The sequence below is a fragment of the Sphingobium chlorophenolicum genome, assembly GCF_000722875.1.
Lineage (GTDB): Bacteria > Pseudomonadota > Alphaproteobacteria > Sphingomonadales > Sphingomonadaceae > Sphingobium > Sphingobium chlorophenolicum.
Window position 1 is genome coordinate 69,116 of sequence record NZ_JFHR01000014.1, and the last position, 16,554, is coordinate 85,669.

15 protein-coding genes are annotated in these 16,554 nt (G+C 66.3%); 9 read left to right on the forward strand and 6 right to left on the reverse strand.

The window, feature by feature from the left end:
• The first annotated feature begins 1 nt into the window (after position 1).
• Complete coding sequence (locus BV95_RS07965; RefSeq protein WP_037449749.1) at positions 2 to 676, forward strand: helix-turn-helix transcriptional regulator; 675 nt, start codon at positions 2 to 4, stop codon at positions 674 to 676.
• A 133-nt stretch (positions 677 to 809) separates the two neighbouring features.
• Here BV95_RS07965 and BV95_RS07970 read toward each other — a convergent pair whose 3' ends face one another.
• The 6 genes from BV95_RS07970 to BV95_RS07995 form a co-directional block, all read right to left on the reverse strand.
• A complete protein-coding gene (locus BV95_RS07970; protein ID WP_037449751.1) occupies positions 810 to 2,192 on the reverse strand; it encodes a lipopolysaccharide biosynthesis protein in 1,383 nt (460 codons plus the stop codon).
• 26 nt (positions 2,193 to 2,218) lie between these two features.
• On the reverse strand, positions 2,219 to 2,971 hold the full coding sequence (locus BV95_RS07975; protein WP_037449754.1) for a LuxR C-terminal-related transcriptional regulator: 753 nt from the start codon (positions 2,969 to 2,971) through the stop codon (positions 2,219 to 2,221).
• A 344-nt stretch (positions 2,972 to 3,315) separates the two neighbouring features.
• Complete coding sequence (locus BV95_RS07980; protein WP_037449757.1) at positions 3,316 to 3,999, reverse strand: PIG-L deacetylase family protein; 684 nt, start codon at positions 3,997 to 3,999, stop codon at positions 3,316 to 3,318.
• 3 nt (positions 4,000 to 4,002) lie between these two features.
• A complete protein-coding gene (locus BV95_RS07985; RefSeq protein ID WP_037449760.1) occupies positions 4,003 to 4,917 on the reverse strand; it encodes a formyltransferase family protein in 915 nt (304 codons plus the stop codon).
• Positions 4,880 to 5,476: a sugar transferase gene (locus BV95_RS07990; RefSeq protein WP_037449763.1), complete on the reverse strand. Its 597-nt coding sequence runs from the start codon at positions 5,474 to 5,476 to the stop codon at positions 4,880 to 4,882. Before BV95_RS07990 ends, BV95_RS07985 begins: the two co-directional genes overlap by 38 nt.
• Positions 5,473 to 6,657: a glycosyltransferase family 4 protein gene (locus BV95_RS07995; protein WP_037449766.1), complete on the reverse strand. Its 1,185-nt coding sequence runs from the start codon at positions 6,655 to 6,657 to the stop codon at positions 5,473 to 5,475. Before BV95_RS07995 ends, BV95_RS07990 begins: the two co-directional genes overlap by 4 nt.
• A gap of 348 nt (positions 6,658 to 7,005) precedes the next feature.
• Here BV95_RS07995 and BV95_RS08000 point away from each other — a divergent pair, with 348 nt between their 5' ends.
• The 8 genes from BV95_RS08000 (at position 7,006) to BV95_RS08035 (ending at position 16,552) form a co-directional block, all read left to right on the forward strand.
• On the forward strand, positions 7,006 to 9,129 hold the full coding sequence (locus BV95_RS08000) for a polysaccharide biosynthesis protein (RefSeq protein ID WP_037449769.1): 2,124 nt from the start codon (positions 7,006 to 7,008) through the stop codon (positions 9,127 to 9,129).
• Between the two features lie 13 nt (positions 9,130 to 9,142).
• Complete coding sequence (locus tag BV95_RS08005; RefSeq protein WP_037449772.1) at positions 9,143 to 10,381, forward strand: DegT/DnrJ/EryC1/StrS family aminotransferase; 1,239 nt, start codon at positions 9,143 to 9,145, stop codon at positions 10,379 to 10,381.
• A gap of 4 nt (positions 10,382 to 10,385) precedes the next feature.
• Positions 10,386 to 11,228, forward strand: coding sequence for a sulfotransferase family protein (locus tag BV95_RS08010; protein ID WP_037449775.1), 843 nt, complete (start codon positions 10,386 to 10,388; stop codon positions 11,226 to 11,228).
• Between the two features lie 271 nt (positions 11,229 to 11,499).
• Positions 11,500 to 12,075, forward strand: a complete 576-nt coding sequence (locus BV95_RS08015) for a polysaccharide biosynthesis/export family protein (RefSeq protein ID WP_037449778.1) — start codon at positions 11,500 to 11,502, stop codon at positions 12,073 to 12,075.
• On the forward strand, positions 12,075 to 13,313 hold the full coding sequence (locus tag BV95_RS08020; protein WP_037449781.1) for an outer membrane beta-barrel protein: 1,239 nt from the start codon (positions 12,075 to 12,077) through the stop codon (positions 13,311 to 13,313). Before BV95_RS08015 ends, BV95_RS08020 begins: the two co-directional genes overlap by 1 nt.
• 110 nt (positions 13,314 to 13,423) lie before the next feature.
• Complete coding sequence (locus BV95_RS08025) at positions 13,424 to 14,560, forward strand: glycosyltransferase family 4 protein (RefSeq protein WP_037449785.1); 1,137 nt, start codon at positions 13,424 to 13,426, stop codon at positions 14,558 to 14,560.
• Positions 14,557 to 15,414: a sulfotransferase domain-containing protein gene (locus BV95_RS08030; protein ID WP_037449789.1), complete on the forward strand. Its 858-nt coding sequence runs from the start codon at positions 14,557 to 14,559 to the stop codon at positions 15,412 to 15,414. The genes BV95_RS08025 and BV95_RS08030 overlap by 4 nt, the downstream gene beginning before the upstream one ends.
• A 1-nt stretch (position 15,415) precedes the next feature.
• Entirely contained in the window at positions 15,416 to 16,552 is a 1,137-nt protein-coding gene (locus BV95_RS08035) for a glycosyltransferase family 4 protein (protein WP_037449792.1), read from the forward strand.
• Positions 16,553 to 16,554 lie beyond the last annotated feature (2 nt).

Consider the following 16,554-nt stretch of genomic DNA (forward strand, 5'->3'; position numbering starts at 1 on the left):
AATGGAAGAGGATGCTCCCCGTCTCAACCTGCTGATACTCGACGGAAGCCCGCTTCGCCGGGCCTGCATCGCCGTCGCGCTGGAGACGGCGGGCACCCGCATATTGCAGCAGGCCAGCCTGGACCAGCCGGACAGCGGCGAGCCGCCCGACATCATCCTGTTCCAGACGGGCGATTCCGAACTGGAAAGCGATGCCCTGCCGATGCAGATCGCCCAGGCGCGGCGGCTGTGGCCCGCCGCCGCGATCCTGGTGATCGCCGACCATGGCAACGAAGCGCTGATGCAGGCCGCGATCGCGGCGGGGGCGCAGGCCCTGCTGCGCTCCAGCACCGATATCGCCACCATGCGCCGCGTGCTCCTCCTGCTCAGGGAGGGGTTGGCGGTCTATCATGCCTCCCTAGTCGCTATGCTGCAGGCGCGCGCGCCTGGTGCTTCGGAAAGCCTGGGCGAACGGGTCGCGCTGGCCGTGGACAAGTTCAAGCTGCTGACCAAGCGGCAACGCGACGTGTTGCGCCTGCTTGCCCAGGGTGCCTCCAACAAGGATATCGCCCAGCGGCTGAACATCAGCGAAAGCACGGTCAAGGTGCATGTGCGCGCAATCATGGCGGTGAACGGCGCGTCCAACCGCACGCAGATCGTCGCGCATCTGCTGAAGGGGGCCAACGGCGGGGATTAAAGCGCGGACCCATCCATTTCCTCCCCATCGGGAGATGGGGAGGGGGACCAGCCGCAGGCTGGTGGAGGGGAATGGGGCAGGACCTCCGAATTTCCCCTCCACCACGCTTCGCGCAGGGAGGATTTAACCAACTCTATCCCAAACCGGCCGCCACCGGACGGACCTTGGCCCGCCGCAGCCAGCTTATGTCCAGCAGCACGGCCGTCACCACGCCCAGCAGGACATGCGCGACATTCCCGCCGATCGCGCCATAGCGCGGCACGGCATAGGCCGCGACCGCCACGAACAGCGCCGTGCCGAAGCCGGATATCGCCAGCACCTTCCAGCTCTGGTTCATGGCCAGCATGGCCGACCGCGACGGGGCGGCGTGCAGCATCAGCATCACCGCCACCAACTGGGTCAGCAGCAGCATATAGGTTTCCGAATAGGCCGCGCCCGGCCCCATCCGGATCAGCAGCGGCCCGAATGCCCAAGCCCCCGCCAGCATGGCGAAGCCGACCGCCGCCAGCGCCGCCTGCACCTGCAGCGTGGCGGCGCGGAAGTTGCGGATATTGCCGTTCGCCCACATGCGCGCCACATCGGGATAGACCACCGCCTGCACCTGCGCGCCGACTTGGGTCGCGACCTTGGCGATGCGCTTGGCGAGATAATAGACCGCCGCCGCCGAACTGCCCGCCACCGCGCCGACGAACAGCGAGTCCGCCTCCGTCGTGATGACGCGCAGGGTCAGCGACAGGTTGGTCGAGCAGGCGAAGCCGAAGAAGCCGGGAAAATCCCTCGCCAGCCCTTTCAGCCTGGCGTGGAGCGGATTGGGTATCCCCATCTGCCGCAAGGCGCGGAAGCCGACCCAGAAGACCAGCACCGACCCCAGCGCCTGGGATACGGTCCACGCCACCATGAAGCCGATCACGCCCGCCCCCATCATCATGCAGAGGAAGGCGAGCAGGATGCGCAGCACATTGCCCGCGACCTGCGCATAGGCCAGCATCTTGAACTGGCCGGACAGGCGCAGCGCGGCGGTCGGCACGCCCGCGATGTTGAACAGGGTCGCGACCGAATAGATCGCCACCAGTTCCAGATGCACCGGCTTCAGGCCGAACAGCGACCCGAACAGCCATGCTAGGCCGACGGCGCTGGCGGCGGCCACGGCGGCCGCGCCCATGTCCAGCATCAGGCCGTAGCAGTAAAGCCGTTGCAGGCGACGGGGCGAACCTCTCGATTCCTCCTCCACGGCGAATCGGATCAGCGGTTGCCAGGATTCGAAGCGCAGGATGCGCTCCACCACGCGATTATAGGACAGGACCAGCACCATGACGCCATAGGTTGCCGGTCCCAGCGACCGGGCCGCCATCGCCACGCTGACCAGCATGATCAGCGCGTTCAGGAAGTTGCCGGACAGCAGATGACCCACCGCGATCAGCCGGCCCCGGCTTCCCTTGACCAGGAAGCCTCCGAACCGGCCGCGCAGCATGGGCAGGGCGCGTGCGGTCAGCACGCCCATCATGTCATAAGCCATGACGATCCCCCTTGGGGTCGTGAAGATCAGGCGTGGCTGGGTACGCCCGCCAGTTCCAGAACCGGCAGACGCGCCGGGTGGGGGATGGCGACGGGCAATTCGGGCTCGACCTCCGTCACGCGCCCGCGCATGCCGTGATTGGCGGCCCAGATCGCCGCCTGCGTCCGGTTCTTGACGTGCAGCTTGCGCAGCACGGCCTTCACATGGACTTTCACCGTCGCTTCGCTGATGTCCATCCGCTTGGAAATGACCTTGTTCGGGCATCCCATGATCAGCCAACGCAGGATTTCCAGTTCCCGGTCGGACAGGCAGGCGGCGTCCACCGGCCGTTCGACCTCCAGCGCGTCGGTCAGGCTGGGCCGCGATTGCAGCTCGTCCGCCAGTTGCGGCGGCAGGACGCGTTCGCCCATGGCCACCAGCCGCAGCGTCGCCACCAGCCGGTCGCAGGAAATTTCCTTGACGATATAGGCCAGCGCTCCCAGGCGGAACGCCTTCAGCATGATCTGGAAATCGAACCTGTCGGACAACAGGACGAGGTAGGAACAGGGAAAGCGTTTCTGCAGAACCGACAGCGTTTCGACGTCCATCGCCTCGGTTCCATCATCGATCAGCAGCAGGGCCGGTCCCACATCCTCTTCCGGCACCTCCACCTGTTGGAGGGCTGTGCTGATATTGGGATATTGGGTTACGCGGAAATCCCTCTCCATCAGGATGCGGCTAAGCCCCTCCCGAACGATTGCATTACCGCACAACAGACGCACATTGACTGGGTAAGACATTGGGTGGTCCCCTCATGATCTCTTCCACCCCCATAAGCAGGCCCCAAATGGGATGTAGAAGACCAGTAATAAAATGCCTGAAGTGCGACCCTTTCTTTTCGTTTCAACGACTTATCATTACCATATTTGTGCAGCCGAAGTCCTGCATTGTACAATGGAAATTTGGGGTTGCCGCAATAAGGCGTTAACACATTGTTAAGGTGCTGAATTTTTAGTGCCGCTTATAGGAGATGTTGCACCTGCGGCGACGTTTCATACCACTTTGGTGGTATCGCGAAGGGTGTAAAGGGGAAATCCCTGCACAGCTCCACCTTTAGGGTGATTCGCGAAAAAACTAATCCATGTTAATGGATTTGGCGAACAAGAACAAAGGCTTCAGCGGCGTGTCGATGGACCGTCGCCCCCCTCAGCGTCGCGAGCGCGCGAATGGCCTCCAGCGACCGTTCGTCGGGGCTGGGCTTCACCTGGGTCTGGAACAGGCGGAAGGCGGCGATCTTCCTGTCCAGCGTCTCTTCGATGTCGACGAATATGTTCGGGATGAAGGCGGGGGTGACGCCGGGCGCCAGCCAGTTCGTCTCCGACAGCGTTTCATAAGCCATGACGCAACCGGGGCCGTTGCCGCTGCGCGGCCGGGCGTGGACCAGGGCGGCGTTGAAGACGATCTGGTGGTCCAGATGAATGTCGCCGATGAAGGGGATCAGCAGCAGATCGGGTTCGATCCGCGCCAGCGCCGATGACAGGGCATGGTTGAGTTCGCTTCGCGGAATCCGGTCCAGCCCGGCGGCGGGGAAATCCAGGAACTGGGTGTCCGTCACGCCGATCATGGCATGCGCGCGCAGTGTTTCGGCGCGGATTTGCCGCACCAGCGCCTCTTCGAACAGGGGCGGCTGGCCGCGGGTGACGACGATCACATGCACTTGCGCGCCCGCCGCCGCCGCCCGCGCCATGGTGCCGCCGCAGCCCAATATCTCATCGTCGGGATGGGGCGCGACCACCGCGATGCGGCGGGCGTTGAAGGGCGGCGTCATGGGCTATTCCCCTAATATGGCGTGGAGCCTGGGCGGCTTGTCGACGCCGCTCCACTGCGTGACGGTCAGCGCGGTCGCCTGGTCGCAGAAGATGGTGAAATTTTCCGCCGTCCGGGCAATCACTTGCCCGGCCGATGCGGCATGGCGACCGCCCATGTCCGACAGCTCCGCCGCCCAGATATGCAGCTCCGCGCCGTTCGACCGGGTGAAGGCGCCGGGATAGGGGTGGCCCGTGGCCCGGATCAGCCGCAATATCTCCGTCGCGGGCCGCCGCCAGTCGATCAGCCCATCCTTCGGCGTCCGGCGCGCCGCCCAGGTGGCGCAGCTTTCGTCCTGCGCCAAGCGCGGTGCGTCTCCAGCCGCCAGCCGCTCCAGCGAGCGGTCGAGCATGAGGGCCAGCGCCCGCATATGCTTGGCATAGAGCGAGGCGGCCGTCTCCATCGGCGCGACATGGAAATATTGCTGGTCGAGGATCGCCCCCGTGTCCGTCCCCGCGTCGATCCAGAACAGCGTTCCGGCGGTGATCGGCTCCTGCTGCAATATGGTCCAGGGAATGGCCGCCCGCCCGCGCAGCCGGGGCAGGGCGGCGGGATGATAGCCGACGACCCGGCCGGGAAAGAGGTCGCGAAAGGCGGCCCCGCAAATCTGCGACCAGCCCATGACGAAGGCGATGTCCGCGCCTGCGTCCCGGATCGCGGAAAGGGCGTCCTCCCGGTTGATATTGTCGACATGGACGATCCGGCAGCCCTGTTCCATGGCGGCGGGCCGCAGGTCGACATAATCGGAATGGCGGGCGGCGTGCGCGGGATCGAGCGTCACGAGCGCGGCGACATCCCATCCGGGATGGCGCGTTATCGCATCGAAGGCGATCCGGGTGGTTTCAACCGCCCCGATGAGGAGGGCGCGCTTCGTCGGCATGCCAGTCGATCCTTTTTTCGCCCCTGGCCACGACCAGCAGCGTGCGGGCGATGATCCGCGCATCCAGCCGGGCGCTGCGGTTGCGCACATAGCGCAGGTCGAAGCACAGCTTCTCCTCCAGGCTGAGCAGGGTGTTGCCGCTGACCTGGGCAAGGCCGGTCAGGCCGGGGCGCACCAGGCCGCGCTCCACGCCGTCACGCCCCATGGCATCGACGGTGTCGGGCAGCAGCGGGCGCGGCCCGATAAAATCCATCTCGCCGCGCGCGATGTTGACCAGTTCGGGCAACTCGTCCAGCCGCGACCGGCGCAGGAACCGCCCCAAGGCCGTCACCCTCCGCGCATCCGGCAGCAAGGCCTCCTGCCGGTCGCGCAGGTCGCGCATGGTGCGGAACTTGATCATGATGAAGGGCCGCCCGCCCCGGCCACTGCGGAACTGGCGGAACAATAGGGGCCGCCCCACGTCGATCAGCACCAGCGCCGACAGCAGCAGCAGCAGGGGGGACAGCAGGCCCAGAAGCGCGACCGCCGCCAGCCCCGCCGGACGGAGAAGGGCGATCATGCCCGCTCCGGCACCAGCAGGGCAGGGGAGGGCGCAGGGACGGGCATGGGCTGGCCGACGCCGCGCAATTGCATGACGTCCAGCAGCGTCGCATTCACCTTGTCGACGTCATAGATGTCGACCGCCGTCTGCCGCGCCGACCGGGCCATGGCCGCCACCCTTGCCGGGTCGGCGATCAGCCGCTCCATCGCGACCGCCAGGGCTGGCCCGTCGCGTGGCGGGACCAGCAGGCCGTTGACGCCGTTGCGGATCGGCTCCCGGCACCCAGGCATGTCGGTGGTGATGATCGGGCGCCCCGTTGCCAGCGCCTCCAATATCGTGCGCGGCAGGCCCTCGCGATAGAAGGATGGCAGCACGAAGGCATGGGCCGAAGCGATGAACGGCCGCACGTCGCGGGTTTCGGGCAGGAATTCGATCAGCCCTTCGCTGCGCCACCGGTCCAGATCTGCGGCGGTATAGCCGGTGGGATTCTCCGTCTCCGGCCGGGTCAGCAGCAGGAATCGCGCGTCGGGGCGGCGGGTTCGAATGATCCGCGCCGCCTCCACATATTCGCCCACGCCCTTGTCGCGCATCAGGCGGCCCATCATCAGAAAAGTGAAGGGGCCATCGGGCAGGGGGCGTTCCACGAAATGCCGGACATCGATGCCGGAACCGGGCACCTGCATCACCCTTTGTCGGGGGGCCACGATCCCGCTCTCCCGCATGACGCGATGATCGTCGCCGTTGAACACGAAGATGCACTTCGCCCCCGCCACGCCGATCCGGTACAGCTGCGACACGACGGTCCGCAGCCAGGGGCGGCTGTCGGCTTCCCCGCTGAAGACATAGCCAAGGCCGCTCATGATCGCGAAATAGCGCGCCCGGCTCCACAGGCGAGCGGCCAGCCCGCCGTATATGATCGGCTTCTGCGTATAGGCGACGACGACATCGGGCCGCTCCGCCCGCATCAGCCGCCGGTAATGGAGCAGGGTGCGCAGGTCATGCAGCGGGTTGGTGCCCGCCCGCGCCATCGGCGTCCGGCGGAAACGCGCGCCCATCTGCGCCAGCTTCGCCAGCACTTGGGGTTCTTCGTCGGGGGCGCAGGCGACGACGTCATGCCCCTCCCCGATCATCCGGGCGATCAGCGCGCCGCGAAAATTGATCAGCGACCAGGACAGGCTGGAGAGGATCACGACTTTCATGGCGCATATGCCTCCCGAAACCATTCAGCACGGGAGGTATCACAACGGGCATCCCGCTTCGGCGGTGCATCGGTAGATTACCCCTTTGAGGCAGGTCACATCCCCTCCGCGTGTTGCGTGGCGCCGGTGGCGGTGCGACGGTCCCGGCGGCATAGCCATAAGGGGAGATCGTCCGTCCCGGCCGGGCCGCGCAAGGGATAAAGGATGATGTCCGCTCGACCGATTACCGGGAAGCCCCCGTTTCGATAGCCTTGTGCCTACCGTCGGTTGCGGCGGGCATGCAGGGCGGCGCCTCCAGGCAACCCTCTTCCACCGCAACCGGCGGACCAAGGGATCGGAGACGAGCGGATGCCGAATATCGCGCCAGCCGGGCAGGACGGGACGGAAGCCGTCGCGGACACGCCCCTCCTGCGGCTGGATGCCGCCGTCCGCGCCTTCGCGGCGCGGGGGGCGGCGCGTTTCCAGGCGATCAGGCTGATCATCATCCTGATGCTGGACGCGCTGATCATATTGGGCAGCTTCATGCTTTCCCGCCTGATCCTGTCCGATCTGCCGATGCCCCGGACGCTGTTCGACCCCTGGTTCATGGCCCTGTTCGTCGGCGTCAACCTGACGATGCTGTTCGTCATCCGCACCTATCGGCAAAGCTGGCGCTTCCTGTCGGTCGGGGACGCGTTGTCGCTGGCGGCCAGCCTGCTCGCCAGCAGTTGGCTCATCTGGATGATCACCGCCGGGTTGATCGCCCCGCAAAAGATGATGCGCGGCGTGATGACCATCTTCCTGACGGTCGACGTGCCGCTGACCGTCGTCCTGCTGCTGGCGGCGCGGGCTTCGCGCCGAGCCTTCTACAAACATGTGCGTTCCGCCCGGCTGCGCCGGACCGTGCAGGCGCGCCGCCGCATATTGCTGCTGGGCGAGCTGGACTGGGCGCGGGTCATGGCCGACCTGGTGCCCACCGACGGCGGATCGGGGCTGGAGATTGTCGGCCTCATCTCCTTCGACGGGCATGAGCGGCGGCTGAACGTCGGCGGCCTGCCGATATTGGGATCGCCGGAGATGCTGCCCCGGATCGTCGCGGACCTCGACCGCCTGGGCAAGCGTCCGGTCAGCCTGGTGGTGCAGGAAAGCAGCGAACGGCTGGACCGGCAGCAGATATTGCGCATCGCGAATCTGGCCGAGCAGGAAAATCTGGTCGTCTCGCGCTTCCGCAATCCCTGGACCAGCGCGCAATCCATGGACGGCGACCGGCTGGCCATAGAGAAGATGCCGCTGGCCGAATTGCTGGGGCGCCCGGAGATCACGGTGCAGCACAGCTATCTGGAGCGTGTCGTCACCGGAGCGCGGATCATGGTGACGGGGGCGGGCGGCACCATCGGCGGCGAACTGGTGCGCCAGCTTGCCTATTATTCGCCGGTGGAGATCGTGCTGCTCGATCACAGCGAATATAATCTCTACGCCATAGAGATGGAGGCGCGGGAGAAATTCCCCCATGTCCGCTTCCACGCCGAACTTTGCTCGATCCGCCAGCGTCCCGCGCTGTGGCAGGTGTTCGAACGGCGGCGGCCCGAAATCGTCTTCCACGCCGCTGCCCTCAAACATGTGCCGATGGTGGAGGCCAATCCCTGCGCCGGGGTGCACACGAACGTGCTGGGCACCCGCAACGTCGCGGACGCCGTCTGCGAGTTCGAGGCGCGGGCGATGATCCAGGTATCGACCGACAAGGCGGTGAACCCCGTCGGCCTGATGGGCGCGACCAAGCGGCTGGGCGAATTATACTGCCAGGCGCTCGACCTGATCGGCAGTTGCGATCCCGACAGCCCCCGCTTCCTGACCGTGCGTTTCGGCAATGTGCTGGGGTCCAGCGGGTCGCTGATCCCGCTGTTCCAGCAGCAACTGGCGAACGGCAAGCCGCTGACCGTCACCCATCCCGACATCGAACGCTTCTTCATGACGGTGCAGGAGGCGGTGCTGCTGATCCTGCAAAGCAGCGCCCGGGCATTGGAGACGGATTCGGAACGCGGCACCATCTTCGTCCTCGACATGGGCGAACCGGTGAAGATCGTGGAGATCGCCCGCCGCGTCATCCGCATGGCGGGGCTGCGTCCGGACATCGACGTGCCGATCAAGTTCATCGGGCTTCGTCCCGGCGAAAAACTGTTCGAGGAACTGTTCGACACGTCGGAGGACAAGATCGAAAGTGCCATTCCCGGCATTTTCGAGGCCATGCCCTCTCCCATTCCGCTGGAGATGCTGGTGGAGGGTTTCGGCCAGCTTGCCCGGCTGATAGCGGCGGGGGATGCGGATGAACTGGTGCGCCTGACCCATGAGATGGTCGCCGCATCGGCCAGTTCGCGCTGGGCGGAGATATTGCGGCGGCTGGCGGCGGAAAGCGCCGACACGCTGTTCATGACGCCGCGCCCGGCGGAAGGCCCGGTCGCCCTGCCGACCGATCTGCCGCGCGATGTCGCCTGATTTTGGGAGAAGCATGATGCAAGCCGCCCCTGCCCGCGCCGCACTCCCTCCGCGCGCCAGCCCGCTCGACGATCCCGCCTTGCGCTGGCCCCAGCATGAGGCGGATGAGGTCGCGGCTGTCATGCACGTGCTGGAGAGCGGCCGGGTCAACGCGATGGTCCATGGCGACCAGAGCCGCGCCTTCGAAGCCGGGTTCGCGGCCTTTTGCGGCATGCCCCATGGCATCGCCGTCAGCAACGGCACGGTCGCGCTGGAACTGGCGCTGCGGGCGCTGGGCGTCGGGCCGGGGGATGAGGTGATCCTGCCCTCGCGCAGTTTCTTCGCCAGCGCGGCCTGCATCGTAGCGGTGGGCGCGATGCCGGTCTTCGCCGATATCGATCCGGCCAGCAACGCCATCGATCCGGAATCGGTCCGCCGCATGCTGTCGCCGCGCAGCCGGGCGATATTGTGCGTGCACCTCGCCGGATGGCCCTGCGACATGGATGCGCTTCGGGCGCTGGCCGACGAAAAGGGGCTGTGGCTGGTCGAGGATTGCGCGCAGGCGCATGGGGCGACCTTTCGCGGCGACCCGGTCGGCGGCTTCGGCGACGCCGCCGCCTTCTCCTTCTGCACCGACAAGATCATGTCGACCGGCGGGGAAGGGGGCATGTTGCTGCTGCGCGACGAGGCGCATTGGAAACGGGCCTGGGCCTATAAGGACCATGGCAAGAATCCGGACAAATTCTTCACGCCCGCCACGGCCAGCGGCTTCCGCTATCTGCACGACAGTTTCGGCAGCAACTGGCGGATGACCGAAATGCAGGCGGCCATCGGGCTGGCGCAGCTTGCCAAGCTGCCCGGCTGGATCGCCCGCCGCCGCCGCAACGCGCAGGTGCTGATGCGCCTGCTGCGCGCCGATCCGGCGGTGGAGGTGCCGGAGATTCCGGATCATGTGGGCCATGCCTTCTACCGGCTTTACGTCACCATCGCCGCCGACCGGCTGGGCGAAGGCGGAACCGCGCCGATCATCGACCGGATGGCGCGCATGGGCATGCCGGTCGGCAGCGGCTCCTGCGCCGACATGACGCAGGAGGCGGCCTTTGCAGGCATCGATGTGCGCCGGGACGGCAGGCTGCCCGTGGCGCAGGACATTGGCCGCCGCAGCATAGCCTTCCCGGTCGACCATCTGCTGAACGAGGGAGACATGCACCGGCTCGCCAACTGCCTTGAGATCGCGCTGGCGGAGCAGGATTGCCCGCGAAAGGGGATATGAGACGATGAGCAACGACCGCCTGCCGCATTTCGTCATCATCGGCGCCGTCAAGGGCGCGACGACCTGGATTCACAACCAGCTTCAGGACAATCCGGCCATCTACCTGCCCGCGCCGGAGCCGCATTTCTTCAGTCAGGATTATGCGCTTGGCCTGGACCATTATCGCCAATTCTTCGACGGAGCGCGGCCCGACCAGATGCTGGGGGAAAAGTCCGCCGATTATCTGGCCCATCCCGATGCGGCCGCCCGCCTTGCGGCAGTCCTGCCCGAAGCGCGGCTGGTGGTGCAGCTTCGCAACCCGGTCGACCGCGCCTATTCGGATTACAAGATGCTGTTCCGGCGCGGCACCGTGACGGAGGGGCCGGAACATTATCTGGACGGCCGCCCGAACGGCCAGCCGCGCTTTCTGGAGGATGGCCTCTATGCCCGCCATCTGCGCCGCTGGCTTGACCATTTCGATGCGGATCAGATCAAGGTGATCCTGTTCGAGGATGTGAAGGCCGCCCCCGAAGTGACGGTCGCCATCGTCAGCGATCATATCGGCGCGCCCTGCCATTATTCCACGCAGGTGGGGTCCGATCCGCGTAACGACAGCAGCGAATATTTCCTGCCCCTGCCGGTGCGCACCGCGCTCGCGCCGTTGAAGCAGGCGGTGCGTCCGCTGCGCGGCAATGTCGTGTTCGAACGGGTGCGCGGTGTGTTCGCCCGGCAGATCGCCTATCCGCCGCTCGCCCCGGCGCTGCGCCAGCGCATGGTCGACTATTATGCGCGGGACATCGCCGATCTGGAGGATCTGATCGGCCGCGATCTCAGCCATTGGCGGCAGGATAGGCGGCTGGCGGCTTAGAATGTCCCCCTCCCATTCGTCATGCTGAACTTGTTTCAGCATCCATTGTGCCTCCTGACGCTTTGGTCGCCTGGGGAGAAATGGATGCTGAAACAAGTTCAGCATGACGGAGTGCGCGGAGGATGGCCTGGCTCTCCCACACTTCTCCTTCGAATCATCCCCAAAGCGTTCGGCCTCTCGCCCCTTTTTGCCTGCCGCGACCCGTTATTGCCCGTCCCTGAATCAGTCGAAGGGCTTAAACTTACGCCATATCCATCGAGAGGGGACGCAGATGCGCAACCGGCTTCATCATGGCCTTTTCCTCGGCCTTTTCGCCCTGAGCACAGCCTGTTCGAGCGGGCTGTCCGGTCTCGCCAGCCTTCCGCCCGCCCCGACCGTCGCCTATCGCCTGGGCGCGGGGGATGAGGTGCGGGTGGCGATTCCCGGCCTCAGCGGGACCGATTCCGGCGACAGCAGCTACACGATCAACGATCGCGGCCAGATTTCCCTGCCGGTGCTAGGCGATATCGACGCGGGCGGCAGGACGGTCCCGGAATTGCAGGCCAGCATCGCCCAGCAATTGACCCAGCGCCAGTTGCTCAACGCGCCGACGGTCAGCGTCCAGCCGGTGAAGCTGCGCCCCTTCTATGTGCTGGGCGAGGTGAAAAGTCCCGGCGAATATCAATATCGCGCAGGCATGTCGGTGCTGGCGGCGGTGTCCGTCGCGGGCGGCTACACCTTCCGCGCCGAACAAGGCAGCGTCGCCATCACCCGCATGGTCGATGGCCGCCAGGTGGTCGGCCGGGCGGGCGAGCGCGACATGATCCAGCCCGGCGACACCGTGCGCATCTATGAAAAGTGGTTCTGATGCGCCGCCCGGTTTTCGGTCCCGCTTCGGGCGGCGCGGCGGCTCTGTTGCTGATGGCGACCCCTCCCGACGCCCATGCGCAGGATCTCGACCCGGCGACCCCCTTGCAGGGCGAGCCTGCCGCGCTGTTCGAACCGACGCCGCTCAGGCTGGGCAGCGCGACCGTCAGGATCGGCGGTAGCGCCCGGCTGGAATATGACAGCAATATCTATGCCCAGGCCTTTGGCGAGAAGGATGATTTCCGGCTTCAGGTCCGTCCCTATGTCGACCTGTTGCGCAAGGGCGGCGCACTGGAACTGACCGCCCGGGCGGAAGGGGATTTCCGCAGATATTTCCAATATGACAAGGAAGATGCGGAGGGCGGGCGCGTGTCCGCCGGGCTGAACTGGAACCCGTCAGCCGCCGACCGGCTGACCGTCGCCGCCGGCTGGCAGCATCTCATAGAGGATCGGGGCGAGCCGGAGGGCAACACCCTGCCCAGTATCGGCCCGCGTGAACTGAATCTGGTGGATGGCGACCTGTCCTATCTGCATCAGGGTTCGCGCATCGGATTTCTGGTCAAGGCGACCGGCGCGCGGATGCGGTACACCCGCGCCATCGATAAGGAACGCGATCTGGATGCGGTCGGCGGCCTTGCGCGGGTGATGCTGCGCGTGTCGCCGCTGATGAGCGCTTTCGTGGAGGGGGTCGCGGCGCATCGCAATTTCCGGCTGGCCCCGGCGCCGGGCCAGTTCAACCGCGATGCGTCGACCTATGGCGCGCGGATCGGCATCGCCATCGATCCGGGCGGCACGCTGCGCGGCGATGCGGCGGTGGGCGTCTATCGCCTGGACGCCAAGGACAAGCTGATCGAATCGCAAACCCGTATGTCGGTGCAGATCGCCCTGACCTACGCCCCTCGTCCGCGCACGGCGATCTCGCTGGAGGGTTTCGTCGGCAATGTCGCCACCTACCGAACCGGGGTACAGTCTCGCGAAGACATGCGCTTCCGGCTGGGGATCAAACAGGAAATCCGCCACAATCTGTCGGCCCAGTTGGGGATTCTCTACCGCCGCAGCAAATATTTCGGCGTTGATGACACCGACCATCTCTATGGCGTCACGGGCGAGCTGGAATATGCCGTCAACCGCCGCGTCGCCATCGCGGCGACGGCGCGCTTTTCCAAACGCGACAGCAGCGTTGCGCTTGACGAATTCGACCGTTTCCGCGGGGGCCTGGAACTGCGCGTCCATTATTGACGCCGCCATCCAAAGAGGCAGCCGCTAATCCCTTCGCGCAATGGACTTGAGCCGCCCCGGCTAGGACACTGACCGGCGTAACAGCGTGATCATACAGGAACCCCGCCGCCATGCTGGTAAGAGCATCCAGGCCACCCAAAGTCGCGTTCGTCCTGCCGGGATTGGGCGCCGGGGGGTCGGAACATATCGTCAGCCTGCTCTGCAACCATTTCGCGGCGCAGGGTTGGGCGATCAGCCTGATCGTGTTCGAGGAGCCGTCTGTCCCCTCCTATTACGCCTATCGTCCGGAGGTGCGGATCATCCGGCTGGGCATGAAATCGCGCCGCCGCGCCGCGCCCGCCGGGATGCTGGCGATGCTGCGGCGACAGCGGTTGCTGAGCCGGACGCTGGAGGAAGTCCGGCCCGAACTGGTCGTGAGCTTCCTGACGCGCACCAATATCCTGTCGCTTCTCGCCGCCCGGCCGCTGGGCATTCCGGTGATCGTGTCGGAACGCAACAATCCCGCGCTGCAAATGGTGGGACCGGTGTGGAGCAGGCTACGGCGGATGACCTACCCGCGCGCGGCCGGCCTGATCACCATGACGCAGGGGGCGATGGACTGGTTCAGGGCAACGATGGACGTGAAGGGCTGGGTGATCCCCAATCCCGTGCCGCCCGCCGCTCTGGGCGGGGATCGCCGCGTCGGAGGTCGTACCATCGGCGCGGTCGGGCGGCTGGTGCCGCAAAAGGGTTTCGACCTGCTGCTTGACTCCTTCGCCCAAGTGGCGGCGCGCATCCCCGACTGGACCCTGACGATCTGGGGCGAGGGGCCGGAACGCAAGGCGCTGGAGGGGCAATGCGCGCGCCTTGGCTTGACGGATCGGGTCAGCCTGCCCGGCGTGACGGAAAAGCCGGGCGAATGGATTGCCCGCACGGACATCTTCATCCTCTCGTCCCGTTTCGAGGGCTGGGGCATCGTCGTCGGCGAAGCGATGGGCGCGGGATTGCCGGTGATCTCCTTCGATTGCCAATGGGGTCCGGCGGAAATGATCGAACATGGCAAGAGCGGCCTGCTGGTGCCCAATGGTGACGCGGCGGCGCTGGGCGAAGCGATCGTCTCCCTCTGCGCCGATGAAGCGCGGCGCGAAGCCCTGGGCGCGGCGGCACGGGAACGCATGGCGCAATTCGGCCATGATCAGGTGCTCGCCCAGTGGCAGTCGGTCGTCACCAGCCTTCTCGACCGTCATCGCGTGAGGGCCGGAATATGAACATGATGTCGCTCAAGGGCTTTGCGCGGGCGATGCGGCGACGGCTGCGGGACGAACCGCATCTGCGGCTGGCGGCGGCGCGGGCCGACGCTTTCCTCGTCTCTTATCCCAAGAGCGGGCGAACCTGGCTGCGCTATCTGCTGTCCTGCTATTTCGCCGAGAGCGCCGGCCTGGGTTTCGAACCCGACCTCACGAGCACCTTCCGCATCCTGCCCAATTTCGACCGCGATCCCGTGCGCGGCATCGACGCCTTTGTCGGGCGCGGCGGCGATGGGGAACTGCCCTTGGTGCTGGTCAGCCATCTCCCTTTCCGAGAGCGGCTGTTCCGCGACCGGCCGGTCTTGTTCCTCGTCCGCGATCCCCGCGACGTGATCGTGTCCGCCTATTTCCACGCGACCCGGCACAAGAAGAGCTTTTCCGGCGACATGGCCGCTTTCCTGGACGAACCCAAATATGGAATGGCCGCGCTGACCGACTATCTGAACGGCTGGGCGGCGGGGCTGGAGGGGCGGCCGCATCACCTGATCAGCTATGAACAAATGCTTGGCCAACCGATGCCGACCGTCGCCGCCATCCTCGCCTTTCTGGGCGTGGAGCCGCAGCCCGCAATCCTCGCCCGCGCCGTCGCCGCCGCGCAGTTCGACCGGATGCGTGACAAGGAACGCGATGGCGGCATTCCCGGCCATGATTATGACCGCAACGACGACCAGAGCCTGCGCATGCGCAGCGGCAAGGCGGGCGGCTTCGGCGCGTGGCTCAGCCCCGATCAGGCCGATCTGGTGCTGGAACGCTGCCGCGCCGACCTGTCGCCACGCGCCCTGTCTCTGCTGGCCGCCACCGGCGTGGATCTGTGACATGCGCATCTGCTCCATCATCACCAGCTTCACCTCCGGCGGAGCGGAAATGCTGGTCTGCAATCTGGCCGAAGCCTTTGCAGGCGGGGGGCATGAAGCGGCCGTCATCGCGCTCAGCGACGCCGCGCAGGTGGGCAATGCGTCCGATACCGAAGCGGCGATGATGGCGCGGGTACGGGCGGGCGGCGCGAAAGCTCTTTCCCTGGGCCTCGCCAACCGCAACGACTGGCTGGGCGGGGCGCTGGCCTTGCGCCGGGCGCTGCGGGATATCCGGCCGGATGTGATCCATGCCCACAGCGCTCGCGCCCTGTTTCCTCTTGCGCTCGCCATGCCCGGCGTGCCGGTGGTGCTGACCCATCATAACAGCCGCCTGTCCTTCCCCCCGGCGGCGTTCGCGCTCTTCAACCGCATCGTCGACAGCTATGTCGCGATCAGCGACCAGTGCCAGGTGCTGCTGCGCGGCCATGCGCGCAAGCCCATCCGCATGATCCTGAATGCGGCCAGCGACCGGTTCCAGGCGCAGGAGCCGCGCATGGCGGCCCGGCGCGATCCCATGATCCTCGCCGTCGGCACGGTGTCGGCGCAGAAGGACTATCCGACCCTGCTGCGCGCCGCCCGCCCCTTGACCGAAGCACTGGCGGCGCAAGGCCGCAGCGCTCGCATCTGCATCGCGGGCGGAGGACCGGAATTCGTCCAACTCCGGACACAAGCCGTGGACGAACCCGTCGAGCTGCTGGGTGCGCGCAACGATGTCGACGCGCTGATGCGGCAGGCCGACCTGTTCGTGAACTGCTCCCTCTGGGAGGGGTTTCCCATCGCGATGATCGAGGCGGCGATGAGCGGCCTGCCCATCGTCGCGACCGCCGTGGCGGGCAATCGCGAAATGGTGACGCCGGGCGTCAACGGCGCGCTCGTCCCGCCATCCGACCCCGCCGCGCTGGCGCAAGCGATGCTGGACACATTGAGCGACGATGCCCGCTATTCCGCGCTGTCGCAGGGCGCTCTGCAAGCCGCCCGGCGCTTCTCCATCGAAGGCTGCGCGGCGGCGCATCTCGACCTCTACCGGCAGTTGATCGATGCCCGCCGCCCGCATCTCTCCGCGCCTCCCCTGACCCGCCCGGTGTCGCCATGCGAATAGCG

What these genes read in the sequence shown, in the direction of transcription:
- BV95_RS07965 (WP_037449749.1), top strand. Translation starts at nt 2, where the DNA reads ATGGAAGAGGATGCTCCCCGTCTCAACCTGCTGATACTCGACGGAAGC.
- BV95_RS07970 (WP_037449751.1), bottom strand. Translation starts at nt 2,192, where the DNA reads ATGGCTTATGACATGATGGGCGTGCTGACCGCACGCGCCCTGCCCATG.
- BV95_RS07975 (WP_037449754.1), bottom strand. Translation starts at nt 2,971, where the DNA reads ATGTCTTACCCAGTCAATGTGCGTCTGTTGTGCGGTAATGCAATCGTT.
- BV95_RS07980 (WP_037449757.1), bottom strand. Translation starts at nt 3,999, where the DNA reads ATGACGCCGCCCTTCAACGCCCGCCGCATCGCGGTGGTCGCGCCCCAT.
- BV95_RS07985 (WP_037449760.1), bottom strand. Translation starts at nt 4,917, where the DNA reads ATGCCGACGAAGCGCGCCCTCCTCATCGGGGCGGTTGAAACCACCCGG.
- BV95_RS07990 (WP_037449763.1), bottom strand. Translation starts at nt 5,476, where the DNA reads ATGATCGCCCTTCTCCGTCCGGCGGGGCTGGCGGCGGTCGCGCTTCTG.
- BV95_RS07995 (WP_037449766.1), bottom strand. Translation starts at nt 6,657, where the DNA reads ATGAAAGTCGTGATCCTCTCCAGCCTGTCCTGGTCGCTGATCAATTTT.
- BV95_RS08000 (WP_037449769.1), top strand. Translation starts at nt 7,006, where the DNA reads ATGCCGAATATCGCGCCAGCCGGGCAGGACGGGACGGAAGCCGTCGCG.
- BV95_RS08005 (WP_037449772.1), top strand. Translation starts at nt 9,143, where the DNA reads ATGATGCAAGCCGCCCCTGCCCGCGCCGCACTCCCTCCGCGCGCCAGC.
- BV95_RS08010 (WP_037449775.1), top strand. Translation starts at nt 10,386, where the DNA reads ATGAGCAACGACCGCCTGCCGCATTTCGTCATCATCGGCGCCGTCAAG.
- BV95_RS08015 (WP_037449778.1), top strand. Translation starts at nt 11,500, where the DNA reads ATGCGCAACCGGCTTCATCATGGCCTTTTCCTCGGCCTTTTCGCCCTG.
- BV95_RS08020 (WP_037449781.1), top strand. Translation starts at nt 12,075, where the DNA reads ATGCGCCGCCCGGTTTTCGGTCCCGCTTCGGGCGGCGCGGCGGCTCTG.
- BV95_RS08025 (WP_037449785.1), top strand. Translation starts at nt 13,424, where the DNA reads ATGCTGGTAAGAGCATCCAGGCCACCCAAAGTCGCGTTCGTCCTGCCG.
- BV95_RS08030 (WP_037449789.1), top strand. Translation starts at nt 14,557, where the DNA reads ATGAACATGATGTCGCTCAAGGGCTTTGCGCGGGCGATGCGGCGACGG.
- BV95_RS08035 (WP_037449792.1), top strand. Translation starts at nt 15,416, where the DNA reads ATGCGCATCTGCTCCATCATCACCAGCTTCACCTCCGGCGGAGCGGAA.